This window comes from Nocardia yunnanensis, from assembly GCF_003626895.1.
Taxonomy (GTDB): domain Bacteria; phylum Actinomycetota; class Actinomycetes; order Mycobacteriales; family Mycobacteriaceae; genus Nocardia; species Nocardia yunnanensis.
The window spans coordinates 6,456,116-6,480,008 of record NZ_CP032568.1 but is presented as its reverse complement, the minus strand read 5'-3'; the positions used below and the strand labels follow the sequence as shown (position 1 = coordinate 6,480,008).

24 protein-coding genes, 1 tRNA gene, 1 other RNA gene and 1 pseudogene are annotated in these 23,893 nt (G+C 66.7%); 9 read left to right on the top strand and 18 right to left on the bottom strand.

Features of this window, described 5'->3' with window-relative positions; all coding sequences use genetic code 11:
* The first annotated feature begins 310 nt into the window (after positions 1 to 310).
* Entirely contained in the window at positions 311 to 2,125 is a 1,815-nt protein-coding gene (locus tag D7D52_RS30390; protein WP_162958655.1) for an acyl-CoA dehydrogenase family protein, read from the top strand.
* Between the two features lie 49 nt (positions 2,126 to 2,174).
* Here the strand turns inward: D7D52_RS30390 and D7D52_RS30385 are convergent, their stop codons facing one another.
* Positions 2,175 to 3,383: a cytochrome P450 family protein gene (locus tag D7D52_RS30385; RefSeq protein ID WP_120741852.1), complete on the bottom strand. Its 1,209-nt coding sequence runs from the start codon at positions 3,381 to 3,383 to the stop codon at positions 2,175 to 2,177.
* 110 nt (positions 3,384 to 3,493) lie between these two features.
* Complete coding sequence (locus tag D7D52_RS30380; RefSeq protein ID WP_222932704.1) at positions 3,494 to 3,967, bottom strand: hypothetical protein; 474 nt, start codon at positions 3,965 to 3,967, stop codon at positions 3,494 to 3,496.
* A gap of 270 nt (positions 3,968 to 4,237) precedes the next feature.
* Here D7D52_RS30380 and D7D52_RS30375 point away from each other — a divergent pair.
* Positions 4,238 to 4,387: pseudogene (locus tag D7D52_RS30375) on the top strand (IS5/IS1182 family transposase); the annotation flags it as partial.
* 240 nt (positions 4,388 to 4,627) lie between these two features.
* Here D7D52_RS30375 and D7D52_RS30370 read toward each other — a convergent pair.
* The 12 genes from D7D52_RS30370 to D7D52_RS30320 form a co-directional block, all read right to left on the bottom strand.
* A complete protein-coding gene (locus tag D7D52_RS30370) occupies positions 4,628 to 5,056 on the bottom strand; it encodes a YbaB/EbfC family nucleoid-associated protein (protein WP_120741848.1) in 429 nt (142 codons plus the stop codon).
* Between the two features lie 285 nt (positions 5,057 to 5,341).
* Positions 5,342 to 5,714: a transfer-messenger RNA gene (ssrA, locus tag D7D52_RS30365) on the bottom strand.
* A 105-nt stretch (positions 5,715 to 5,819) separates the two neighbouring features.
* A complete protein-coding gene (smpB, locus tag D7D52_RS30360) occupies positions 5,820 to 6,296 on the bottom strand; it encodes an SsrA-binding protein SmpB (protein WP_120741846.1) in 477 nt (158 codons plus the stop codon).
* 235 nt (positions 6,297 to 6,531) lie between these two features.
* Positions 6,532 to 6,604 (bottom strand) — tRNA-Glu (locus D7D52_RS30355).
* 100 nt (positions 6,605 to 6,704) lie between these two features.
* Positions 6,705 to 7,205 (bottom strand): hypothetical protein, encoded by a 501-nt coding sequence (locus D7D52_RS30350; protein WP_187703052.1) that lies wholly within the window; start codon positions 7,203 to 7,205, stop codon positions 6,705 to 6,707.
* Positions 7,198 to 9,261, bottom strand: a complete 2,064-nt coding sequence (recQ, locus tag D7D52_RS30345; RefSeq protein ID WP_222932703.1) for a DNA helicase RecQ — start codon at positions 9,259 to 9,261, stop codon at positions 7,198 to 7,200. The genes D7D52_RS30350 and recQ overlap by 8 nt, the downstream gene beginning before the upstream one ends.
* A gap of 72 nt (positions 9,262 to 9,333) precedes the next feature.
* Positions 9,334 to 10,239 (bottom strand): permease-like cell division protein FtsX, encoded by a 906-nt coding sequence (gene ftsX / locus D7D52_RS30340; protein ID WP_120741844.1) that lies wholly within the window; start codon positions 10,237 to 10,239, stop codon positions 9,334 to 9,336.
* Positions 10,239 to 10,928: a cell division ATP-binding protein FtsE gene (gene ftsE, locus D7D52_RS30335; protein ID WP_120741842.1), complete on the bottom strand. Its 690-nt coding sequence runs from the start codon at positions 10,926 to 10,928 to the stop codon at positions 10,239 to 10,241. Before ftsE ends, ftsX begins: the two co-directional genes overlap by 1 nt.
* A 57-nt stretch (positions 10,929 to 10,985) precedes the next feature.
* Positions 10,986 to 11,123 (bottom strand): hypothetical protein, encoded by a 138-nt coding sequence (locus D7D52_RS40570; RefSeq protein WP_484297970.1) that lies wholly within the window; start codon positions 11,121 to 11,123, stop codon positions 10,986 to 10,988.
* 16 nt (positions 11,124 to 11,139) lie between these two features.
* The gene (locus tag D7D52_RS30330) at positions 11,140 to 11,994 is read right to left on the bottom strand and encodes a mechanosensitive ion channel family protein (RefSeq protein WP_120741840.1); all 855 of its coding nucleotides are present in this window, start codon (positions 11,992 to 11,994) and stop codon (positions 11,140 to 11,142) included.
* Positions 11,995 to 12,003: 9 nt separating this feature from the next.
* Complete coding sequence (gene prfB, locus D7D52_RS30325; protein WP_120744577.1) at positions 12,004 to 13,122, bottom strand: peptide chain release factor 2; 1,119 nt, start codon at positions 13,120 to 13,122, stop codon at positions 12,004 to 12,006.
* 157 nt (positions 13,123 to 13,279) lie between these two features.
* A complete protein-coding gene (locus D7D52_RS30320; protein WP_120741838.1) occupies positions 13,280 to 14,137 on the bottom strand; it encodes a helix-turn-helix domain-containing protein in 858 nt (285 codons plus the stop codon).
* A gap of 192 nt (positions 14,138 to 14,329) precedes the next feature.
* Here D7D52_RS30320 and D7D52_RS30315 point away from each other — a divergent pair, with 192 nt between their 5' ends.
* The 3 genes from D7D52_RS30315 (at position 14,330) to hisN (ending at position 16,368) form a co-directional block, all read left to right on the top strand.
* On the top strand, positions 14,330 to 14,707 hold the full coding sequence (locus tag D7D52_RS30315) for a DUF732 domain-containing protein (protein WP_120741836.1): 378 nt from the start codon (positions 14,330 to 14,332) through the stop codon (positions 14,705 to 14,707).
* Positions 14,708 to 14,870: 163 nt separating this feature from the next.
* A complete protein-coding gene (locus D7D52_RS30310) occupies positions 14,871 to 15,467 on the top strand; it encodes an NADPH-dependent FMN reductase (RefSeq protein ID WP_120741835.1) in 597 nt (198 codons plus the stop codon).
* A 115-nt stretch (positions 15,468 to 15,582) separates the two neighbouring features.
* On the top strand, positions 15,583 to 16,368 hold the full coding sequence (gene hisN / locus D7D52_RS30305; protein WP_120741833.1) for a histidinol-phosphatase: 786 nt from the start codon (positions 15,583 to 15,585) through the stop codon (positions 16,366 to 16,368).
* A 3-nt stretch (positions 16,369 to 16,371) separates the two neighbouring features.
* Here hisN and D7D52_RS30300 read toward each other — a convergent pair whose 3' ends face one another.
* Positions 16,372 to 17,835 (bottom strand): glycosyltransferase family 39 protein, encoded by a 1,464-nt coding sequence (locus D7D52_RS30300; RefSeq protein ID WP_120741830.1) that lies wholly within the window; start codon positions 17,833 to 17,835, stop codon positions 16,372 to 16,374.
* A 114-nt stretch (positions 17,836 to 17,949) separates the two neighbouring features.
* Positions 17,950 to 18,198 carry a hypothetical protein gene (locus D7D52_RS30295; RefSeq protein ID WP_120741828.1) on the bottom strand — a complete coding sequence of 83 codons (249 nt, stop codon included), beginning with the start codon at positions 18,196 to 18,198 and terminating at the stop codon, positions 17,950 to 17,952.
* 233 nt (positions 18,199 to 18,431) lie between these two features.
* On the opposite strand from D7D52_RS30295, the gene D7D52_RS30290 reads away from it, so the two are divergent.
* From D7D52_RS30290 to D7D52_RS30280, 3 genes are all read left to right on the top strand, one after another.
* Positions 18,432 to 19,820 (top strand): acyl-CoA dehydrogenase family protein, encoded by a 1,389-nt coding sequence (locus tag D7D52_RS30290; protein ID WP_425464582.1) that lies wholly within the window; start codon positions 18,432 to 18,434, stop codon positions 19,818 to 19,820.
* A 27-nt stretch (positions 19,821 to 19,847) separates the two neighbouring features.
* On the top strand, positions 19,848 to 21,071 hold the full coding sequence (locus D7D52_RS30285; RefSeq protein WP_120741824.1) for an acyl-CoA dehydrogenase family protein: 1,224 nt from the start codon (positions 19,848 to 19,850) through the stop codon (positions 21,069 to 21,071).
* A 106-nt stretch (positions 21,072 to 21,177) separates the two neighbouring features.
* On the top strand, positions 21,178 to 21,852 hold the full coding sequence (locus D7D52_RS30280; protein ID WP_120741822.1) for a YdcF family protein: 675 nt from the start codon (positions 21,178 to 21,180) through the stop codon (positions 21,850 to 21,852).
* Here D7D52_RS30280 and D7D52_RS30275 read toward each other — a convergent pair.
* A complete protein-coding gene (locus D7D52_RS30275) occupies positions 21,771 to 22,595 on the bottom strand; it encodes an alpha/beta fold hydrolase (RefSeq protein ID WP_120741820.1) in 825 nt (274 codons plus the stop codon). The two genes, D7D52_RS30280 and D7D52_RS30275, sit on opposite strands and share 82 nt — an antisense overlap.
* A 360-nt stretch (positions 22,596 to 22,955) precedes the next feature.
* Here D7D52_RS30275 and D7D52_RS30270 point away from each other — a divergent pair, with 360 nt between their 5' ends.
* Positions 22,956 to 23,102: a hypothetical protein gene (locus D7D52_RS30270; RefSeq protein ID WP_162958654.1), complete on the top strand. Its 147-nt coding sequence runs from the start codon at positions 22,956 to 22,958 to the stop codon at positions 23,100 to 23,102.
* A gap of 54 nt (positions 23,103 to 23,156) precedes the next feature.
* Here D7D52_RS30270 and D7D52_RS30265 read toward each other — a convergent pair whose 3' ends face one another.
* Positions 23,157 to 23,792 (bottom strand): hypothetical protein, encoded by a 636-nt coding sequence (locus D7D52_RS30265; protein ID WP_120741816.1) that lies wholly within the window; start codon positions 23,790 to 23,792, stop codon positions 23,157 to 23,159.
* Between the last annotated feature and the right edge of the window lie 101 nt (positions 23,793 to 23,893).

The window sequence follows — 23,893 nt, the reverse complement described above, 5'->3', positions numbered from 1 at the left end:
GGACTCTGTGTAACAATCTTTTTCATGTCCCGTTTGCCCGATTGTGCCGCTGCCGCCTCCTCGGGGCCGCAGCCTGGTGCGATGGTTCGAACGGTCTACCCCGATGGCTGGTCGACAGGCGACGCCGCCCGAAGGCGGGCGATGGATTGATCTCTCGACAGGTCACGTCATCGGGTCGCTGATTCCAATGATCTGACAACTTTCCGCTGGGTCCGGCAGCCGGAGACGCCTCGCCGACCCATGCGTAATGCCAAGCGGCGCAGCACGAGTGCGCTTGGAATCGGTTTCGAGTGGGAGAGAAGGCAGACTCATGGTCACACACGGGTATGTGGACGGATTCGCGGATCTGTTGTTCGGCGCTCGGCGCGCCGCGGCACAGCGGTACGGCAGGTTGTTCGGCGAAGCGGACTTCGACCAGGACTGGTGGGCTGCCACCGAGGAGCCGGGGGCCCGCGCCTACCAGCGGTATCTGCGGTTGCTGCCGAATATGTCGGCGGTCGAGACGGTTTCGGATCTGCGCGAGTGCCTGACCTTGCACGAGCAGTCCACGGTCGTCGACCCGCACCTGGGAGCCCTGCTGACCGTGCAGGTGAACCTGGTACTGGGCACTCTGCTCGAACAGCATTCGCGCACCGGCGAAGTGGCGAACGCGCTCACGGAACTGCTGGCGGGCCGCGCGGTCGGCGCGTATGTGCTCACCGAGGTCGGCCACGGCAGTGACCTGAACAATCTCGAGACGACCGCGGTGTACGACCCCGCCGACGGCGGCGGATTCGTGTTGAACACCCCCACCGACGCGGCGATCAAGTTCATGCCGACGACGGCGGCGCCGCCGGTCGCGGGCATCGCGCGATTCGGAATCGTGTTCGCGCGCTTGATCATCGACGGCGCCTCCCAGGGTGTGTACCCCTTCCTGGTGTGGATGTGCGATGCCGACGGTCAGCTGCGTCCCGGCCTCACCATCCGCCGCATGCCCGAGAAGCCGGGCCTGGGCATGGACAACGCTATGACCCGCTTCGACAATGTCCGGGTCTCGCGTGAATGTCTGTTGTCGCACACCGGAACTCGCATCGACGACGACGGGACGCTGGTTTCGCCGATCCCCCGCGACAACCAGGTGTGGCGGGCCATCAGCCGGGTGCGGGTAGGCCGCCTGTGCATTTCCGGTATGGCCGCGGCGGTGGCGCGGGCCGCGGTGTCGATCGCCGTACGTCAATCCGCGCAACGCGATATCGCGAGCATGGCCGGCGGGCGCGTCCCACTGCTGCAGGTCCCCGCCCATTACGCGCCGCTGCTGGAGGCGGTGGTCGACACCTACCTCGCCACCTCCGCGGTGGAGATCGCCGTGGACGATTTCGCCGCCGCCATCGACTCCGGCGCCGACGAGCAGGGTCCGGAACTGACCGATCTGGTGTCGCTGACCAAATACTTCGCCACTTCCACCGCCCAGCGGGTGTGCGGCGAGGTCCGCGACCGGCTCGGCGCACAGGGCGTCTTCGCGCACAACAAGATCGTGGAGTATCGCGCCCTGCGCGATGCCGCGGCCACCGCGGAGGGCGACAGCTACGTGATCGCGCTGCTGGCCGGTTACCGGCGCCTGGAACGGCCCGGCCAGTGGACCCAGGAAAACTGGGACGCCCTCGAGCCCTGTGAGATCGATGCCCCCGCCAGCTGGGTGAAATGGATGGACGCCCGCGCCCAGTTCCTGCAGCACCGCGTCCTCGAGGCCTACGAGAACACCACCGGCGACCGGCAGGCGCGCTGGGATCGGGTCTACGATCTGGCGCTGGCCGCCGCCGACGCGCACACCGCACATCAGGCCGCGGTGCGGCTCGCCGAGCGGGCCGCCGAGCTGCCGGCCGGTCCGCGTCAGGTGGTGGAGAACGTCCTGACGCTCTTCGCCGTGCGTCAGTGCCTGGCGCACGGCGCGGATCTGCTTCCGGACGGCCCGCTGCCCAAGACGCCGGAACCGTTGCGGGACATGCGCGTCCGGCTGCACGAGATGCTGGCCCCGCACCTGACCGAACTGGTCGCGGCCTTCGAACTCGAAACCGGTTCGCTGCGCACGGTATACGACTCGGACAGCTATATCGAGCAGTGCGCCAACGCATTGCGGCACGGCTGAGCACCACGACGGCGCGGGGATGCCGGTCCGCCGGCACCCCGCGCGGTCGTCAGAACGGCCTGCGCACCGGTGGGAACACCACCGGCAGGCTCGCCAGCGAGCGATGGAAAGGCCCTGGCCGCCATTCGAGTTGGTCGGCGGGACGGCCCAGCCGCAATTCGGGCAGCCGGTCGAAGAGCTGATCGATGGCGTGCTGCGCCACCGAGTAGGCGACATCCTGCGCGGGGCAGGCATGCGGTCCGGTGCCCCACGCGAGATGCGCGTTGTTGCCGGTGAAGTGCCGGCCCACGATCTCGGGATCGTTGTTGCACGCCGCCATGCTCGTGACCACCGGCTGATTGGCGGGCAGCCACGTCGTCTCGACCAGAATCGGCTGTGCCGGATAGGTGATCCCGAAGTTCGCCAGGGGCGGATCGGTGAACAGCAACTCGTTCAACGCATCCCGGGTCGTCAACGCCGCCGCCCCCGAGAAGCGCTCGTCGGTCAGCATCAGCAGCAGCGTGTTGGCGATCAGGTTGGTCAGCGGCTCGATACCGGCGCCGTAGATCGTCACCAGCTGGTGCACCAGCTCCTCGTCGGTCAGCTCCGCCGCGTGGACCAGCAGCCGGGTGGTGACGTCCTCGCCCGGCTCCCGCTTCTTGAGCGCCACCAACTCCCCGAGCGCCGCCACGAACAGCGCATTCCCCGCCTCGGCCTGATCGCCTTCGAACATCATCGCCATGCCGCGGGCGACCTGCTGGCCGATATCGGCCGGGCAGCCGACCATCGCATTGAGGTAGGCGAAGGTGACGGGAAAGGCGTACTGGCTGATCAGGTCCGCCTCGCCGTCCACACAGAAGGTGTTGACCTGCGGGACCACGATCTCCTCGATGAGTCCGTCGACCTGATACAGGTTGATCGCGTCGATGCTGTCGACACTGGCCCGCCGGTACCGCGCGTGCTCGCTGCCCGCGCTGCGCAGCGCGTTCGGCCGGTACTGCAACATCGGGAGAATCGGGCAGTCCGCCGGGATGTCCTGCTCCCAAGCCCGCGGGTCCGCGGGAAAACGCTCAGGATCGTTGTTGATCGCCACCGCGGTGCGGTACCCGATCACCAGCGAAGCGGTGATCCCCGGTGAAAGCTCGACGGGCGCAAGCGAACCGAACTTCTCGCGCATCGCGGTGTAGAACGTGTGCGGGTCGGCCGCGAACTCCGGTGCGTACAGCGGCACCGGGATCCGGTCGAGGATGTGGGGGCAGGCATCCCCAGCAGGCTGCATGTCGCCAGATCATACTCACGGTCGAAGCTCGACGCCCTGCGAGATCCGTAGGGGCACACGATGTTGCGCCAGAATCCGCCACCGTGGCGCAGCGCCGCGACTATTCCGCGTCACCGCCGCGCCAGAGCGGCGACAGTGGTGCGCAGGTCGCCGGCGAAGAGTTCGGGTTGTTCCCATGCGGCGAAATGGCCGCCGTGAGCAGGCTCGCTCCAATGCACGATATCGGTGAATCGGCGGGCCGCCCAGCGGCGTGAGGGGCGCGGAACCTCCTTGGGATAGACGCTGCAGCCGGTGGGCACGTCGATCGTGTCCTCGACAGCGGCGGTGAACCACCGGCTGACCTCCGCGATGCTCTCCCAGTACAACCGAATAGAGGAGGCGGCGGTCGCGGTGAGCCAGTAGAGAGTGACGTTGTCGAGAATCTGGTCCCGGGTCAGGCCAGGATCGTCGGTCCAGGTGAACAACTTCTCCGAGATCCACGCCGCAAGCGCGACCGGAGAGTCGGTCAGCCCGTACCCCAGTGTCTGCGGCCGGGTGCCGTGCACGGCCGAGTACCCGGAACCGGTGCGCGTGCGCTCGTCCAAATCAGCGAGTGCCGCTCGTTCGGCATCGGTGAGAGACGTCGTGAGATCAGCCGGGACCAGCGGCGGCACCAGATGCAGGCCAATCAGCCGATTCGGTTGCTGCAGCGCGATTTTAGTGGAAATACTGGTACCCCAGTCACTGAGCCTTTTTCATCCTCAGTGAGATCGGTTGTGTCCGTGAGTGATTGGCGTGGAGTGTCGGCTCGGTGAATGGTGAAGCCCCTGGTATGTCAGCTGTCGACGAAAACCGCTGCATCCCAAGGGCTTCACGTGTTGTTCTACCGTTCCGCGCTGCCGTTGTCACGCCAGACCCTCGGATTCGTCGCCGGGTTGATCCGCCGGCATCGCCGCGTGATCGGCTCGGCTTGGCGCAAGCTCGACCCGGGCCGTCAGGCCCTGCTCGTACTGGCTCACCTGCGCAAAGACGCTGGCGCGCCCTGCACCACTTCACCACCAGCCCCGAGAAAATCGGCGACATCGTCAAAGCCGCACTCGTCCTCACCCATTTCGAACACGGCCGACACCAATGAAAGTCGCTGAGATCACCTCACTCATAGGCGCAGAGGTTACCACCACCAATGTTCGACGCGCCGAGGTCGATCATTCGCAGAGCCCTGTCCGGTCGGTCAACGACCAACAGGATGGTGGTGCCGCTCGAAGTCACCAGTTCGTGGAGTTGCGGAGGGGTGAGTTCAATTTCTGTTCGCGCTGCCAGTCGTCGTAGTCCACTGCATCCGTGAAAGCGGACCCACCGCTCGAGCCGGCAGACGCGAGACCGCCTGGGCTGGACGAGGGTTCGCTGGCGGCTTTGTGCCCGAGGTCGGCACGGACAGCATCGTAGGCGGCTCTGCGAGCCTCTTCGATCAGCTCGAGCACTGTGGCTACAACCTGCTGGGGAGGGGCGGTACGTGCGCGGTCGGTGACGGCCCAACGGTGAACCTTGCCATCGGCACCGACACGGACCGACACCGAGCCGTCGGGCGAGGCTGCGACGGCAACCTTCTGCGCCAACATGGCCTGAACCGCTTCGACAGCCTCGCCCGAAACTCGCGGCGAACCGCCGGCCGCCGTGTTCTTGCTGCTCCGCATGAGCCCCCGATTCGAACTCCGGTGTGCGGATGAGGGTTTCATCCCGACACGATCTTGTACCACCCTACATCCCGCGACGGGCGCTTCGACCGAGTGCGAACCGGTGTCATGATGGCCCTTTCGGGCGCCGCTCCGCACGTCTCGGCAGACGCAGGGCCGTCCGCGACACGTAAAGTGGTGGGTTCTGCACGGACGCCTATGCTGGCAAGGCAGTTCGGCGGGAGCCGTCCGCGCACACGAACACGAAAAGGCTCCCACCCGCAGTGGCGGGTGGGAGCCTTTTCTTGGTGGAGCTGCCGGGAATCGAACCCGGGTCCTCCGCCGCATCTTCAGGGCTTCTCCGTGTGCAGTTCGCTATGCCTCTGCTCGGATCTCTCGGTCACGCGAACAAGCCGAGATGACGATCCCAGCCGCTGTTAGGTGTCCTGTCCGATGCCGCGGCCGCATCGGACAGTAGAGCCCTCTAGCTGATGCCAGGGACCGGGTCGAGGGCGAACCCGGGCTGACAGACACGCTTCGTTGCTTAGGCAGCGAGAGCGTAGTCGCGCTGATTGGAATCGGCGCTTAATTGGTTACAGCGACGCTTATACGGTGGTCTCCTGCCTGCACCGACACGCTTCCCCTGAATCAACGTACGCAGTCGAAACCGTTCAGCCCCGTCTGTGTTCACCGATTCAGATGAACCACCCGGCTCGCACCGGGCTACCTACTCTAACACCGAACAAACCTTGGTTCATTCCATTAACGCGCCGTGACGGCGGGCTCAGCCGCGCATGCCCTTGATGCGGCGGCCGAGTTCGCGGGTGATCTCGCGTTCGGTGTCGCGTCGGGCCAGGTCTTGGCGCTTGTCGTAGTCCTGCTTGCCCTTGGCGAGGGCGAGTTCGACCTTGACCTTGCCGTCGGAGAAGTACATCGACAGCGGGACCAGGGTGAGGCTCGACTCCTTGGTCTTGCCGAGCAGCTTGTCGATCTCGCGGCGGTGCAGCAGCAGCTTGCGGGTGCGACGCGGCGCGTGGTTGGTCCAGGTGCCGTGGCCGTACTCGGGTACGTGCAGCCCGCGCAGCCACACCTCGCCGTCGTCGATGGAGGCGTAGGCGTCGACCAGCGAGGCCTTGCCCTCGCGCAGGCTCTTCACCTCGGTGCCAACCAGCGCGACCCCGGCCTCGTACGTTTCGAGGATGGAGTAGTTGTGCCGCGCCTTCTTGTTGCTGGCGATGACCTTGCGCCCCTTTTCCTTCATGTCTCCTCAATCGTCCCGTCGCTGCCCGGAGTGCCCAACCAGCTTACGGATGCTCCGCCGCCAACCCGCACCGTCGCGTGCTCGCGGCCCGGATGTTCAACCGCGCCGGCCCGCACAATGTTCCTGGGGAGCCTGCCCCGGCGCGCACGTCCGCGCCACCGGATTTTCGCGCGCCACCACCAGATTGCGCGAAATGCGAAAAGGCCCTCCAGTTTTCACTGAAGGGCCTTCACAGTAGTCCCGACGGGATTTGAACCCGCGCTACCGCCTTGAGAGGGCGGCGTCCTAGGCCGCTAGACGACGGGACCAGGTCGCTCGCTGCGATCCGTGGACCGCGGCAGCCCCGAAAGCTTATCCCGCCGCCGCTCAGCAACCAAATCGCCTGCAAGCAGCCCCCAACGACAGCGATCATCGCTCGCCGGAGACGGCATGCGGCGGGGGCGGAAGGCGTCGCCCGGGCAGCGGAGGGCCCGGATTGTTCGCGGGGATAGGTGGCCCGGGCGGGCGGACGTACGGCGGCGGCTCCCAGCGCGGGCGCGGAATCAGCTCACCGGCGCACACGGCGCCGGCGCGGTCGATCAGCAGCGGAATGCCGGTATCACGCCACCAGCGCAGCGAGACGGTTCCGTCGGTCATGCCGAAACCCAGTTCGAATCGCGGTATCTGGACATGATCGGCGTCCCGGCTCTGTACCGCGCCGAGTTCTATGCCGAGGATCTCGGCCATGCCCGCCTCGACGGCCTTGCGCACGTCCCAGAACTCGCGCGGCACCGGTTGTCCACGGAATCGCTCCCGCAGCGCGTCCCAGAGCTGCGGATCACCGCGCAGGCCCCATTGCACGGGGGTGCGATGGAACAGGGCATCGAAAGTGATATCGCCGACATCCACGGCGCGCTGGGGCTCACGCATAGTCGGGCGGGAGGTCGTCGAAGTCCGGCGGTACTTCGTCCGGCCATGGAATGTCCTCGGCTGCACCGAAGTTGGCGGGCGGAGCGGAGGAGGGCTCCGTTCCTGCCATCGCACCTCTATTCGCCGCTGCGGGACTTGCCGTTCCGGCCTTCACGCTCGCGGGCGACGCGCCAGCGTTTGGCGAACCGGATTCGGCGGCAACCACTTCCAGGACGCCTTCGCCGTATTTGGCGCGTTTGTTCTCGCCGATGCCGGAGATGCCGGCCAGGTCGGACATGGAGGTGGGTTTGCGGGTGGCTATTTCTCGGAGGGTGGCGTCGTGGAAGACGACGTAGGCGGGGACGCCCTGTTCCTTGGCGGTGGCGGCGCGCCAGGCGCGGAGTTTTTCGAACAGGCCGGTGTCGGAGGGGGTGAGGTCGGCGGCGGCGAGGCGGGAGGCCTTGGCGGGCTTGGGGGTTCGGGCGGCCTTGGCGCGTTCGGGTTCGCGGCGGAGCATGACTTCGCGCTTCTCGAACAGGACCTGGTTGCTGGCCTCGGTGAGAGTCAGCACGCCGTAGTCGCCGTGGACGGCCAGCAGGCCCTGGGCCAGGAGTTGGCGGACCACGCCGCGCCATTCGATATCGCGCAGTTCGGTGCCGATGCCGAAGACCTTGAGCTCGTGGTGGGCGTGCTGCTCCACCTTGGGATTGCGCTTGCCGACGAGGATGTCGACAATGTGGCCCGCGCCGAAGCTCTGCCCGCGTTCGCGTTTCAGCCGCAGCACGGTGGACAGCACCTTCTGGGCGGGCACGGTGCCGTCCCAGGATTCGGGCGCGTTGAGGCAGGTGTCACAGTTGCCGCACCGCTCGCCCTGCTGACCGAAGTAGGCGAGCAGCTGAACGCGCCGGCACTGCACGGTCTCGCACAGCGCGAGCATGGCGTCCAGATGCAGCTGCAACTGCCGGCGGTGCATGGCGTCACCGTCGGAGGAGTCGATCATCTTGCGTTGCTGCACAACGTCACTGAGGCCGTAGACCATCCACGCGGTGGAGGGCAGGCCGTCGCGTCCGGCGCGACCGGTCTCCTGGTAGTAGCCCTCGACCGATTTCGGCAGATCCAGATGCGCCACGAACCGCACATCCGGCTTGTCGATGCCCATGCCGAAGGCGATGGTCGCGACCACCACCAGTCCGTCCTCGCGCAGGAACCGCGCCTGATTCCGCGCACGGGTCCGATTGTCGAGCCCCGCGTGATAGGGCACCGCCTCCACGCCGTTGGCGGTCAGGAACGCCGCGGTCTTCTCCACGGAGTTCCGCGACAGGCAGTACACGATGCCCGCGTCCCCGGCGTGCTCGCTCTGAATGAACGCCAGCAGTTGATGTTCGGGCCGATTCTTGGCCTCGATCCGGTACTGGATATTGGGCCGGTCGAAACTGGCCACGAAGTGTTTCGCGCGCGTGAGATCCAGCCGCTCGGCGATCTCCTTGCGGGTCGCCTCCGTCGCCGTCGCGGTGAGCGCGATGCGGGGCACGTCCGGCCAGCGCTCGTGCAGCATGGACAGGCCCAGATAGTCAGGCCGGAAGTCGTGGCCCCACTGCGACACACAGTGCGCCTCGTCGATGGCGAACACCGAGATCTTGCCGCGGTCGAGCAATTGCGCGGTGGACTCCAACCGCAACCGCTCCGGCGCGAGATAGAGCACATCCAGTTCACCGGCCACGAATTGTGCCTCGACCGTGCGCCGTTCGTCGGGGAACTGGGTGGAGTTGAGAAACCCGGCGCGCACCCCGACCGCCTGCAGCGCGTCCACCTGATCCTGCATGAGCGCGATCAGCGGCGAGACCACCACGCCCACCCCCGGCCGCACCAGCGCCGGAATCTGATAGCACAGCGACTTGCCGCCACCGGTGGGCATGAGCACCAGCGCGTCACCGCCGGAGATCACCTGCTCGACGATGTCGCGCTGCGGCCCGCGAAAACTGTCGTACCCGAAGGTCTTTCGCAAAACCTGGTGTGCCGGATCACTTCCGGCATCCACCAGGCTCCCGACAGCTGTCTCGACCTCCGGCGCGCTCACGACGGCAATCCTACGGACACCACCCGACACCCAGAAGCCCGTTGCGAACTTCGCACCCCGGTCGTTCGAAAGTCATTCGCGAACGTAGTACCGCAACGCGGCATACGAGGCGAGCGCGGCGAAGACGATACCGATCGGTGTGATCATCATCGCGACCGCGGCGATGTCGTCCCCGGTGATACGCGGCAGCACCTGATCGTTGAACAGCGAACCGAGCGCGCGATTGATCACCAACGGCTGGGCCACGAACAAACCCGCCACGGCCAGTACGGATCCCACCAACGCGGCCAGCACCGCCTCCAACAGGAACGGCAACTGCGTGTACCACCGCGTCGCACCGACCAGCCGCATGATGCCCACCTCGGTCTTACGCGCCAAGGCCGCGACCTGAACCATGTTGGCGATCAACAACAGTGCCGCCAGCGCCTGCAACGCCGCCAAACCGAAGGCGGCATTGCGCAATCCGACGAAGAAGCTGACCAGCCGATCCACGATGTCCATATCGTTGAGCACGGTCGTGACCCCGGGCCGTTTGGTGAAATCGTCATAGATGGAGCGGTATTTGGTGACGTCGGTGAGCTTCACCCGGAACGAGGCGGGCAGCCCGTCCTTGCTCACCTCGTCGGCGAGCCCGGGCTGATCCTTGAAGGTGGTCTCCCTGACCTCCTTCACCGCGTCCTGACTGTTGACGAACTGCACACTCGCCACATCCGCGTGCTTCTTGAGATCGGCCATGAGCGACGCGCACGGCTGCCCGGTGCAGTCCGGGTCGGTGCGCGAGGTCTGATCGTCGAGATACAGCCGAATCTCGACGCGCTGGACGTAGTACTCCTGGATCTTGTCGGCCATCCGCACCGCCAGCAGGCCGCCGCCGAGCATGGTCAGCGATACCGCGGTGGTCAGGATCATCGCCAGCGTCATGGTGACATTGCGGCGTAGGCCGATGAAGACCTCGTTGAACAGGAATCCCGCGCGCATTACCGGCCCACCCCGTACACGCCCATCTCGTCGTCGCGCACGATGCGCCCGCGATCGAGTTCGACCACGCGCCGGCGCATGGCGTCGACGATGGTGTTGTCGTGGGTGGCCATGACCACCGTGGTTCCGGTGCGGTTGATGCGTTCGAGCAGCGTCATGATGTCCTGGCTGGTCTCCGGGTCGAGGTTGCCGGTCGGTTCGTCGGCCAGCAGTACCAGCGGCCGGTTCACGAAGGCGCGGGCCAGTGCCACCCGCTGCTGTTCACCGCCGGAGAGTTCCCCCGGCAGCCGGTCGGCCTTGCCGGCCAGCCCGACCATGTCGAGCGCCTCCGGCACCGAGCGATTGATGAATGCCCGGGATTTGCCGATCACCTCCAGGGCGAAGGCGACGTTCTGTTCCACGGTCTTCTGCTGCAGCAGCCGGAAGTCCTGGAACACGCATCCCATGCGCTGACGCAGATGCGGGACCTTGCGCCCGGGCAGCTTGTCGACCCGGAAGTCGGCCACCCACACCTCACCGGAGGTCGGTGTCTCGTCCTTGAGCAGCAGCGACATGAACGTGGACTTGCCGGAGCCCGAAGGCCCGATAACGAAGACGAACTCGCCTTTTCCGATATCGACGGAGACATTGTCCAGCGCCGGCCGCGTCGAGGTCTGATACGACTTGGTGACGTTGCGCAGGGTTATCACGGGGAGCCAGTGTAGCCAGCGCTCACCCGCGGCTGACTACACCGCGCGGGGGCCGGCTCACCTCCCGGGATGCTCCGAAGTGTTTGGCAGATAGTTGCTGAGCATGGTGTTCACGATCGGCGGCGGTGTCTTGGACTCGTGTTGTGTGGGCTTGACGACGACGTACAGCACAAACGTCGCTACCCACACGGCCATCAGGATCGCCGTGGACTTACGTGGTTTCACTCAGACCCTCCCGGCGCAGTGCCGCGGCAACCCGCACCCGCAACTCGCGCCCGACTTCGAACTGTTTGCCCGGTAGCGTCCGGGCCACCATCTTGATGTTCATCTGATTGACGGTGAGATCTTCGACACCCATCACACTGGGTTCGTCCAGCAGCAGCGTTTTCAGCTTGCGATCGGCGAAGGCCTTGGCGCCCACGTCGTGCAGGATCTCGTTGACCTTGTTGATGTCGGCGGTCGCGGGTACGGGCACGTCGATGGCGGCACGCGCCCAATCCTTCGACAGATTGGTCACTTTCACGATCTGACCGTTCGGGACAGTTATCACTTCACCGTCGGCGCTACGCAGAGTCGTGATGCGCAACGTGACGTCCTCGACCGTACCCTCGGCGTCGGTGGGGTTTCCAGTGACTGCGATGCGCACAACATCACCGAATCCGTACTGCCGCTCCGTGATCAGGAAGAATCCCGCGAGCAGATCCTGCACGATGCGCTGCGCACCGAAACCCAGTGCGGCACCGAGGACCGCAGCCGGGGCCACCAGACCCCCGAGTTCGAAACCCAAGCGCCGCAACACTTCCAGCGACACCAGGAAGTAGACGATGGACAACACGACCCAGGTGATGACCTGCGCCAACGCATGTCGGTGTTTGGCGGCCTCGGAACGCACCAGCGAATCGCTGCTGCGGAACCCGGCGTCGATCTTGCGGGTGATGCGGTCGCGCAGGAACGTCGCCGCGCGACTGAACAGCATGGCTCCGACGATCAACAGCACGATCTCGAGCCCGCTGGAGCGGAGCCAGTTCCCGAAATCGGCCCCCGAGCCAGCGGCGAGAAAATGCATGAACTACCCCTAGTTGGTTGCCTGTTCCCTCATGCGCCACCGAATACCGGATTCGATGAACGCGTCGATGTCACCGTCGAGCACGGCCGACGGGTTGTTGACCTCATACCCCGTACGCAGATCTTTGACCATCTGATACGGATGCAGCACGTAGGAGCGCATCTGGTTGCCCCAGGACGCGCCCTCGTTGGTCTTGAGCGCGTCCATCTGGGCGCGTTCTTCCTGGCGCTTGCGCTCGAGCAGCTTGGCCTGCAGCACGCGCATGGCCGAAATCTTGTTCTGCAGCTGCGATTTCTCGTTCTGACAGGTGACGACGATGCCGGTCGGAATGTGGGTGAGGCGCACCGCGGAGTCGGTGGTGTTGACCGACTGGCCGCCCGGGCCCGAGGACCGGTAGACGTCCACGCGGACCTCGTTCTCCGGGATCTCGATGTGGTCGGTGGTCTCGACCACGGGCAGCACCTCGACCTCGGCGAAGGAGGTCTGGCGGCGGCCCTGGTTGTCGAACGGGCTGATACGGACCAGTCGGTGCGTACCCATTTCGACCGACAGCGTCCCGTACGCGTAGGGCACCTTCACCGCGAAGGTCGCCGACTTGATGCCCGCCTCTTCCGCGTACGAGGTGTCGTAGATCTCGACCGAGTACTTGTGGCTCTCGGCCCAGCGCACGTACATGCGCATCAGCATCTGCGCCCAGTCCGCGGCGTCCACGCCGCCCGCGCCGGAGCGAATATTGACCAGTGCCTCACGCTTGTCGTACTCGCCCGAGAGCAGGGTCCGGACTTCCATCGCCTCGATATCGGCGTGCAAGCCGGCCCGCTCGGCGTCCGCGTCGGCGAGCGCCGCGGTGCGATCGGCGCCCTCCTCGGCCTCGGCCAGCTCGTAGAGCACCGGCAGATCCTCGAGCCGCTGGCGCAGTTCGCGCACCCGGCGCAATTCGGCCTGCGCGTGCGAGAGTTCACTGGTGACGGCCTGGGCGTGTTCCTGGTTGTTCCACAGTTCCGGGTCGGCCGCCTGCTGTTCCAGCTCATCGATGCGGCGGGCCAGCTCGTCGATATCGAGCACCGACTCGATGGTCTTCAGAGTGGTGTCGAGTTCGGCCAAGTCAGCGGAGACGTCAGGATGCACGAGGGTCAAAACTACACCGCCTCCCCGGACCTTTGGCGGACAGCCGAGTGCCGTTATCACTTCTGCACCCGTGCCGACGGTCAGGACCAACCCGATTTTGGACGTACCCGAGGAGTTACCCCGGTCGGCAACAAATCAGTCGCCGCGTTACGAACGATCAACCCGCGACGGCTCGAAGCCCGCCCGGACGGCGGCCGACGAGGCGGTCCAGGGCGGTGGCGGTGGCGTCGTCGGCGGGCAGGTAGACCATGAGGTATTGGTCGTCGTCGGCCGAGAGGTTGAGGGTTTCGTAGGCCAGGCGCAGCTCGCCCGTTTCGGGGTGGGTGAGGCGGCCGACGCCATTGGTGTCGGGCAGGCCGGGGATGGTGTCGAGGCGGCGGGTGAACTCGGCGCCGGCGGTGGCCGACAGCTCCTCGAGGAGTGCGTTGACGTGGGGGTCCGCGCGGCCGGGCCCCTGTTTGAGGGTGGCGACTACCTTGTCGGCCTTGTGATCCCAGTCCGGGTAGGCGGTGCGGGCGCGCGGATCGGTGAGGACGTAGCGGGGGTAGCTGCCGGGCAGGCCGCCGTCGAGCAGTCCGATCGGACCGAACAGCGCGCGGTAGCCGTCGGTCACCGCGAGGACCTCGCCGAGCCGGTTCATGAGAGCCGCGGGCGCGGGTTCGAGCTGATCCAGCATGGCCCGCACGGCCGGCCGGACGCCCCGATTGGGTCCGGAACCGCCGCGGCAGTTGTAGTTCGGGTCACCGGCTTTGGCGAAGCCGAGCAGATGCACCCGCTGCGCGGGCGTCAGCCGCAGCGCGTCCGCGAACGCCATCAGCACCGAGGCCGACGGATGCCGATCCCGCCCCTGCTCGAGCCGCGTCAGATATTCCACCGAAACCCCTGCGAGCGTGGCCAATTCGGCGCGCCGCAAGCCGGGGGTCCGCCGCCGCGCCCCCGTCGGCAACCCGACCTCGGCCGGCGTGACCGCCTCCCGCCGCAGCCGCAGGAACAGTCCCAGCTCGTTCTCGCTCACCTTTCCGACGCTAGCAACGCCCGCCGATCCTGTGGTGTCCCTGCCACTACCACCCTCGGAAACTCGAGATTGTCGGGCCTCGGCGGTAGGGTCTGCGGTGCTGCTACCGGGGAGGAATTCGGGGGTCGGGGTGTATTCGAATCATTTCTGCCGCTGTCTTTTTCAGCCCGTGCGTGGCACTCGCACGACCACATGAGAGAAAGACTTTTCGTCACCATGCGCAAACTCGCCGCCGCCTCGCTCATCGCCGCCTTCCCGCTGTTCGGGATGGGCGTGGCGAACGCCGGCCCCTTCGACACCGGTTCCTCCTCCGGGTCGGCCCAGCCTCGCACCCCCAACGAGAGCACGTTCCTGCAGAAGGTGCGGGAGGACGGCTATGCCGTCGACGACGAAAACCGGGTTGTCCAAGATGGTTACGCCGCCTGCGGGGTGCTCCGCAGCGGCGGCACGATGGTGGACGCCGCGATGGTGCTGGGCCATCGCGGCCTGTCCGACGACGCCATGATCGACGTGACGCTCGACGCGGCCTACTACCTCTGCCCGGAATTCAAGAACGCGCCCATCGACTGAGCGTGAACCAGTGGGAGCCTTCGTTTTTCGGGGGCTCCCACGCCCGCTCATCGTGGCCCTGCCACTACCACTCTCGGCGTGGTCTCCCTAAGGCTCGCGGCGGATCGCAGAGTTGATCTCGAGCGGCCGGAGCGGTCGCGGCGGAATGTGAAGGAGACCCACAATGAGCAGCACGACTCTGCGCCTCGCGGTGATCATCGGCAGTGTCCGGGAGGGGCGTTTCGGGCCGGTGGTCGCGAAGTGGTTCGCCGAGCGAGCGCGGGCGCACGGCGGGTTCGAGGTGGATGTCATCGATCTGGCCGATTACCGCCTGCCACACGAGTTGCCGGCGGTGCCGCTGGTGATGGATCCGAGTCCGGCCCGGCCCGGGCAGGGTGACGAGCTGGCGGCCCGGCTGGCGGCCGCGGATGCGTTCGTGGTGGTCACGCCGGATATCAATCGCAGCTTTCCGGCCTCGCTCAAGACCGCGATCGACTGGCACTTCTCCGAATGGGATCGCAAGACGGTCGGTTTCGTCGGGTACAGCGGCAAGTCGGGCGGTCTGCTCGCCATCGAGGGGCTGCGCGCGGTCTTCAACGAGCTCAACGCGCACACGGTCAAGGATTACGTCTCCTTCTCCCGCTACTTCCTGCTCTTCGACGAGTCCGGCGCCCTGCGTGAACCGGCCGAATACGAGGACGCCGCCACCCGGCTCCTCGATCAGCTGCGGTGGTGGGCGACGGCGTTGAGCAGCGCCCGCGCCGCGGCGATCGCGGCCTGATCCGCCCGGTGGCGCACGCTGACGGGAATCCGGACGAATCCCTCACCGATGCGCCACCCGCCAATGCCGGTGGACGACACCCATCGTTAACTGGACTGGACTAACGTGCAGGGTCGTGACCCGATACTCCACCGACTTGGAACTCGCGCTGCAGCTGGCCGACGCGGCCGACGCCATCACCCGGGAACGGTTCGGTGCGCTCGATTTGAAGATCGATTCCAAGCCGGATCTGACGCCGGTCTCGGATGCCGATCTGGCCGTGGAGCGTGCGGTTCGGGACATTCTCGCCACCGACCGGCCGGGCGACCTGGTGCTCGGCGAGGAGTTCGGCGGTGACATCGAGTTCACCGGTCGGCAGTGGGTCATCGACCCGATCGACGGGACCAAGAACTTCGTGCGCGGGGTCCCGGTGTGGGCCTCGCTCATCTCGCTGCTCGAGGACGGCGTGCCGGTGGTGGGCGTCGTGAGCGCGCCCGCGCTGGCGCGGCGCTGGTGGGCGGCGTCGGGCTCGGGCGCGTGGAGCAGTTTCGAGGGCGGCGAGCCGCGGGCGATCGCGGTGTCGGCGGTGGCCGAACTGGGCGCGGCGAGCCTGGCCATCTCCAGCCTGTCGGGCTGGCGGGCGATCGGGCGGCGCGCCAAGCTGATCGCGCTCACCGACGAGGTGTGGCGGGTGCGCGGGTACGGCGACTTCTTCGGCTACGCGCTGCTGGCCGAGGGCGCGGTCGACATCGTCACCGAACCCGAACTGTCGCTGTGGGACATGGCGGCGCTGGATGTGCTGATTCGCGAGGCGGGCGGCACCTTCACCGCGCTGGACGGGCGGCCTGGGCCGCACGGCGGCAGCGCGGTGGCGACCAACGGCCACCTTCAGGACCAGGTGCTGGCGGCGCTGCAGGCCTGAGCCTCAGCCGAGATTTCGCATGGCGAGCCACATCTCGGACCACGGGCGGCGGGGCGTGCGGCAGAGCACGAGGGCTCGTCCCTGCTCGAGATTGTGGATGCCGAGGCCATTGTCGATGCGGCCCAACGGTTTCGCGTCGCGGCAGAACCGGCTCACCTGATCGACGGGCATACCGATGACGAGCACCGGGCGGCTGTCGTCGGGCGCACCCCACCACCAGTAGGCGTTGTGCACGCTGTGCGGGGTCGGTAACCCGTAGGGCGCGCCGAAATGCTCCAGCGCTGCCGCCTCGCCGTAGTTGGCGGTGAGGATTTCCGCGTCCGGCGCGGAATGCGCACGGACATCGGCGATCTGCGCGGTGAACTGCGGCCAGCCGACGGTTTCGGCGGTCTCCTTATTGATCGCGAGTACCGCCGACGGGGCGCGCAGCGCGGACATCGGCAGGGTCGGCAGCAGCATGAGCGCCGAGAAGACCGCACTGGCCACGAGGGCCGAAACCACAGCGGCCGTGCGTATCCGGTGACCGGTGAGCCACGGTTCGGCGGCGACGGCTCCGGCGGCGAGCAGGAGCGGATACATGCCACCGAGGTAGTAGGACTTGCCGACCATGATCAGATAGATGAGGAACAGCACCGCGTAGGTGAGCGCGAACACCCGATATCGGGACTGCCGGCCCAGCCACCACAGGCCCGCCATCCACAGTGGAACCAACAGCGGCCCGATCATCCCGAGTTGCAACAGCACGAATTCGATTCGCGTGTTCGAGCTGCCCGAGGAGCCGCCGGCGATGGCCCGGCTCAACGCCCACTGCGGCCAGCCGTTGCGGGCTTGCCAGATCACATACGGGGCGCTGATCACCGCCGCGAGGCCGAGCGCGATCGGAAAGTACCTGGTGGCGAACACTTCTCGCGGGCCGAGCAGCAGCAGCGCGCAGGCCAGGGCCGCGAGGGGAACCACGATCAGCGCCTTGTTCTGCACGCCGATCCCTGCGACCACCCCGATCGCGAGCCACCAGCGCGGCTCGAAAGGCGTGCGCAGCAGCCGCAGCACGAACAGGACCAGCACCGACCACACCGCCAGATCGACGATGGCGGTGCTGAGCATGTGGCCGCCCACTGCCAGCAGACCCGCCGACGCCACCGCTCCCGCCGCGAGCGCCCGCGCCACCCGGCCGCCGCCGAGTTCGCGCGCGTAGAATCCGGCGCACAACACCACGACGGTCGCCGCCGCCGTGGCCGGAACACGCAGCAGCATCACCGAATTCGGGTCGATGGCCGACATCGCGCGGGCCAGCAGTGGCACCAGTGGTGGCTGATCGGGATATCCCCAGTCCAATCGCCGTCCGGCGGCCAGGAAATAGAGTTCGTCGCGGTGGTAGCCGTATCGGCGGGAGAGCGCGGTCAGCACGACCGCGAAAATCCCCGCTATCCAGTAGGTTTCGCCACCTGTGTGCGGCCGTCGATTCATCCCCCGCATCGTCGCACTTCCGGGGCGGCCGGACCACCTTGGTTTCCCGGCGCGGGCTGCGGTCCCGCCACCGGGGGGCGTAGCGCTACGCCCGCATTGCTCGTGCTCGTCAGGTCAGGCGAGCGGCACGCACACCGAGCCGAGGTCGATGTAGGGGCCGCCGGTGGAGGAGCCGACGCCGACCGAGCCCAGGCCGAACTCGGCGTTGACGCCGCTGCCGCAGCCGCCGGTGCCCGAGCCGGTGCCGATGCCGGATCCGGTGATGCCGACGTCGATCGGCTGCAGCTGGACCTCGGCGTTGGCGGGGGCGGCGAGGAAGAGGCCGGCGGCGAGCACGCCGACGGCTCCGAGCGCAATCTTCATATGTCAAACCTCCATCAGGAGCGGGTTATGCGCCGACAGGCTAGCCCAGCTCGGAGCCTTCTGAAGCAGGTTTGTTTCACTAGATCCGGCCACTACCGCCGAGTAAGTTGGAACCACCGCCCTGACCAGGCGATTCGACAACTCTCGACGACACTTCTTACTCTGAAGTAAGATAGTCTTACTCAGGAGTAAGATTGCTGGGCAGGATCACCCACCTCCTCGATAGAAAACTGGTGATTATGAGCACTCGAGACACCGCAACGAAGCGGGATACCTCCGCCGTTGGCCTGAACCCGGTCAAACGCGACTGGATGGGCGCGGCGATGCGGGTCATGACGACCATCACGGGGTCCGAACTCGCCGAGAAGTACAAGCTGCGCAAGCCGATCGAACGCCTCACCTACGAGGGCACCAAGACCGGTTTCCGCATGCTCGGCGCCGCGACCCGCGCGTTCGAGAAGGTCGCCGGCGGTGGCGCTCCGAAACGGCTGCCCGCCAACGAGTCTCGCAAGAAGGATTACTTCGACCTCACCCCGACCGACGAGCAGCAGATGATCGTCGAGACGGTGCGTGAGTTCGCCGCCGAGATCCTGCGCCCGGCCGCGTACGAGGCCGACAACTCCGCCAAGGCCCCGCGCGATCTGCTCGAGCGCGCCTCCGAGCTGGGCATCACCCTCATCAACGTGCCCGAGGAGTTCGAGGGCGCCGCGTCCGAGCGTGGCGCGGTCACCAATTCCCTGGTGGCCGAGGCGCTCGCGCACGGCGACATGGGTCTGGCGCTGCCGCTGCTTGCGCCGAGCGGTGTCGCGGTCGCGCTGTCGCAGTGGGGTACCGACGCGCAGCAGCAGACCTACCTGGGTGCGTTCGCCGGGGAGAACGTGCCGCAGGCGTCGGTCGTCATCGCCGAGCCGCAGGCGCTGTTCGATCCGTTCGCGTTGAAGACCAAGGCGACTCGCTCGCCCAGTGGTTTCCGCCTCAACGGTGTCAAGACGCTGGTTCCGGCCGCCGGGGACGCCGAACTGTTCATCGTGGCCGCCGAGCTGGACGGCCGCCCGACGTTCTTCATCGTCGAGTCCAACACCGACGGTGTCGTGATCGAGGCGGATCCGAGCATGGGCATGCGGGCCGCGGGCCTGGGCCGGCTGATCCTCAACAATGTCGCGGTGCCGACCACCGCGCTGCTGGGCGACTCCGAGGGCGCGGTGCGCGCCGAGGAGTACGCCGACGCCGTGCGGCTGGCCCGGCTGGGCTGGGCCTCGCTGGCCGTCGGCACCGGCCAGGCCGTGCTGGACTACGTGATTCCGTATGTGAAGGAGCGCGAGGCGTTCGGCGAGCCGATCGCCCACCGGCAGGCGGTCGCGTTCATGGTCGCCAATATGGCGATCGAACTGGACGGTCTTCGTCTCGTGACGCTGCGGGGTGCGTCGCGCGCGGAGCAGGGTCTGTCGTTCGCTCGTGAGGCGGCGCTGGCCAAGAAGCTGGCCACCGACAAGGGCATGCAGATCGGCCTGGACGGTGTGCAGCTGCTGGGTGGCCACGGCTTCACCAAGGAGCACCCGGTCGAGCGCTGGTACCGCGACCTTCGCGGCGTCGGCGTCGCCGAAGGCATCGTCCTCATCTGACCCGACTTCTCAACGGAGAGACCACTCATGATCAATCTCGAACTCCCCAAGAAGCTGCGGGCCAGCGCCAACCAGGCCCACCAGGTCGCGCAGGAGATCTTCCGTCCCGCCTCGCGCAAGTACGACCTCGCCGAGCACGAGTACCCGGTCGAGCTGGACACCATGGCCGCCATGGTCGAGGGCCTGTCCGACTCGGGCACCGAGCAGATCTCCGGCGCCACCGGCGGCCGTACCGGTGACGAGGACAAGCACGCCACCGAGCTGCTCGGAAACACCAACGGCGGCAATATGTCCGCGCTGATGAACGCCCTCGAGACCTCCTGGGGCGACGTCGGCCTGATGCTGTCGATCCCCTACCAGGGTCTGGGCAACGCCGCCATCGCCGCGGTCGCCACCGACGAGCAGCTGAAGCGTTTCGGCAAGGTGTGGGCCGCCATGGCCATCACCGAACCGTCCTTCGGGTCCGACTCCGCCGCGGTCACCGCCACCGCCACCCTCGACGGTGACGAGTGGGTCCTCAACGGCACCAAGATCTTCGTGACCGCGGGCTCGCGCGCCACCCACATCGTGGTGTGGGCGTCGGTGGATCGCTCCAAGGGCCGCGCCGCCATCAAGTCCTTCGTCGTCCCGCGGGATGCCAAGGGCCTCACCGTGTCCCGCCTCGAGCACAAGCTCGGCATCAAGGCGTCCGATACGGCCGAGATCCGCTTCGAGGACTGCCGCATCCCCAAGGACAACATCCTCGGCTCCCCGGAAGTCAACGTGGAGAAGGGTTTCGCCGGCGTCATGCAGACGTTCGACAACACCCGCCCCCTCGTCGCCGGCATGGCGGTAGGCGTCGGCCGCGCCGCCCTGGAAGAGCTCCGCACCGTCCTCACCGACGCGGGCATCGAGATCTCCTACGACAAGCCCGCCAACAACCAGCACGCCGCCGCCGCGGAATTCCTTCGCCTGGAAGCGGATTGGGAAGCCGCCTACCTGCTCTCCCTCCGCGCAGCCTGGATGGCCGACAACAAGAAGCCCAACTCCCTCGAGGCCTCCATGTCCAAGGCCAAAGCCGGCCGCATGGGCACCGACGTCACCCTGAAGGCCGTCGAACTCGCCGGCGCCACGGGTTACTCCCAGCGCACCCTCCTGGAAAAGTGGGGCCGCGACTCGAAGATCCTCGACATCTTCGAGGGCACCCAGCAAATCCAGCAACTCATCGTCGCCCGCCGAGTCCTCGGGCTGTCGAGCGACAAGCTGAAGTAAGTTCTGGAACACAACGCCAAACCGGTGCGAATCTCCTTGATTCGCACCGGTTTCGCGTTTCTCGTGGACGTACGCGTTTCACGCTGCCCTAGAAGAGGAGTCTCCGATGCCGACAACGACCTTGCCTGCGGAGTATCGGTCGGATGTGGAAACCCTTTGGGGCTACAACCAGATGCATCACGAGCCGCGCCCGGTCGATGTCAGCATCGGTCTCGGCGGCCATGACTTCGGAGTCGCGACCTACACGGCTGATCTCTACCGCGCGGGAACCTTCCCGCTGATCGTGTTCACCGGTGCGAACGCACCGACCACCGTGGACCGGTTCCCACGCGGCGAGGCAGTGCAGTTCCGCGAGCGGGCCATCGAACTGGGAGTACCGGCCGACGCAATCCTGGTGGAGCCCAACGCAACCAACACCGGTGACAACATCGACTTCACCCGCACCCTGCTGAGCGAGCGCGGCTACCTCGACTCGATCAAGGCGGTCATGCTGATCTCCCGCCCGTACCAACAGCGACGCAGCTATGCCATCTGCCGCAAACGCTGGCCCGAGGTCGACGTGGTGTGCGGATCGCTTCCCCTCGCCCTGGACGACTACGTCGCCGGCATCGGCGGTCTCGGTCAGAGTGGGCTTACGCGCGGGGCAGGTTACGGCCTGATTCGAGCGCTCCCTGCCTCAGACCGGGGTGTGGGCGCTGGTCAGGATCGGATGAAGGCGAGCAGGTCGGCGTTGATGGTGGCGGCTTCGGTGGTCGGCATGCCGTGCGGGAAACCCGGGTAGGTTTTGAGGGTGCTGTTGGGCAGCAGTTCGGCCGAGCGGATCGCGGAGTCCTGGATGGGGACCACCTGGTCGTCCTCGCCGTGCAGGACCAGGACCGGGATGGTGATCTTGGTGAGTTCCTCGGTGAAGTCGGTCTGGGAGAACGCCACGACGCCGTCGTAGTGGGCCTTGGCGCCGCCGGCCATGCCTTGGCGCCACCAGTTGGCGATGACGCCTTCGGACGGCTGTGCGCCGGGGCGGTTGTAGCCGTAGAACGGCCCTTCGGCGAAGGTGCGGAAGAAGTCCGAGCGACGGGTGGCGACCTGGTGCTGAATATCGTCGAAGACCGACTTGTCCAGTCCGCCAGGGTTGTCGGCGGTCTTGACCATGATCGGCGGCACGGCACTGATCAGCACGGCCTTGGCGGCGCGGTCCTGTCCGTGGCGTGACAGGTAGCGGACGACTTCACCGCCGCCGGTGGAATGACCGACGTGCACCGCGTCCGTCAGCTCGAGATGCGTGACGACGGCGGCCAGATCATCTGCGTAGTGGTCCATGTCGTGGCCGTCGGCGACCTGTGCCGAACGGCCGTGGCCGCGCCGGTCGTGGGCGATCACCCGGAATCCGTGGGACACGAAGAACATCAGCTGTGCGTCCCAGTCGTCGGAGGACAGCGGCCAGCCGTGGCTGAAGACGATGGGCTGCCCGGTGCCCCAGTCCTTGTAGTAGATGTCCACGCCGTCGGGCGTTGTGATGGTGGGCATGTGAGACTCCTTCTGTCGTCGGGGATCCGGTTTGCGGCCGGATCACCCTGGAGGGCCGGTGCGCCCTGAGTCTGCACCTGTATCGGTCCGCAGCGCCCCACCCTCTGCGCCACGAATCCCACTGATTGCGCCATGCCGGGTCGTGAAACCACGCTCGGTCGATGCGGTTGCGTTCTGATGGGTTGCCGTGGCGTCGATTTCAGCGTCGTCGGCACCGTCGACGATGTGCTGTCAGCCGGTGGTTTCCGGGTCGTTGGACAGTCCCGGGCGGAGGTGTGACTCCGACACGATCGACCTGCGGGGCGGATTCGTTTGGCGTGGCGTGCCCGCGGCGGGGACGAATCGGGCATGATCGAAAGCATGAGCGAAGATTTGGATCATCGGCAGTACATGCCTGTCTGGTCGAACCCGATGGTCGACAATCCTGACTTGGCGGTCGAGTACCCCCAGGTGCCGACGGCGCACGACTACGCGGTCTTCCGGGCAGCGGCCCCGACCGAGGAATGATCGAAAACAGCCGGTCATCGCAACGCTTGCGATGACCGGCTGCTTCCTGTGGTTCTAGCTGGACTCGGCCTCGGTTTCCGGGTGGCGACGCGCGGCCAGGAACTCGTCGACGATGCGGACATGGTCGCTGTGGGAGGTGCGGGCGGCCCCGACCAGCCGGCCATAGGCGATGGGGCCGACGAGTTGGGCGACCACCGCGGGCACGTTGTCCGTACCGAGCGCCGCACGGCCTTCCTCGGTCGCGAACACCTCCTCGAACGGCTGGCGGTAGTGGTAGTTCAACGCCAGCCGGAACATGTCGGACTTGCTCAGCTTCGTGCCCAAATCGACCGGAGTACCCGCGGTGAGCCAGGTCAGGGCCACCTTGCGCACCGGTGCGGCGTGGATGATCTCGGCCTGGCGGTCGAGCAGCTCGATCAACCGGTCGCGCACCGGCCCCTCGTCGGGTGCGGTCGCCACCGGCACCAGAGCGCGGTGCAGGGCGGCCGTTCCCGCCATGACGCCCTTGCCGACGTACTGGTACATGGCGTTCTTGGCGGCCTTCTTCCGTTCGCCGTACAGGTAGATCGCCAGCGGCTTCAATCCACCCGATCTGACCAGAGTCACCACCGCGCGTAACTGATCGGCCCGTGTCATCGGCGCCTTCGGGGTCTCCGCCTGGCGAGTGTCTTCGGTGGTCTCGGTGGTCATCGGGATCCTTTCGTCCACAACCCGCCGCCACTTGCTCCGGCAGGAAATCCACCACCGATATTACGTACTGTCGTTTCACACACTCCGGCACGCTGGAGGAG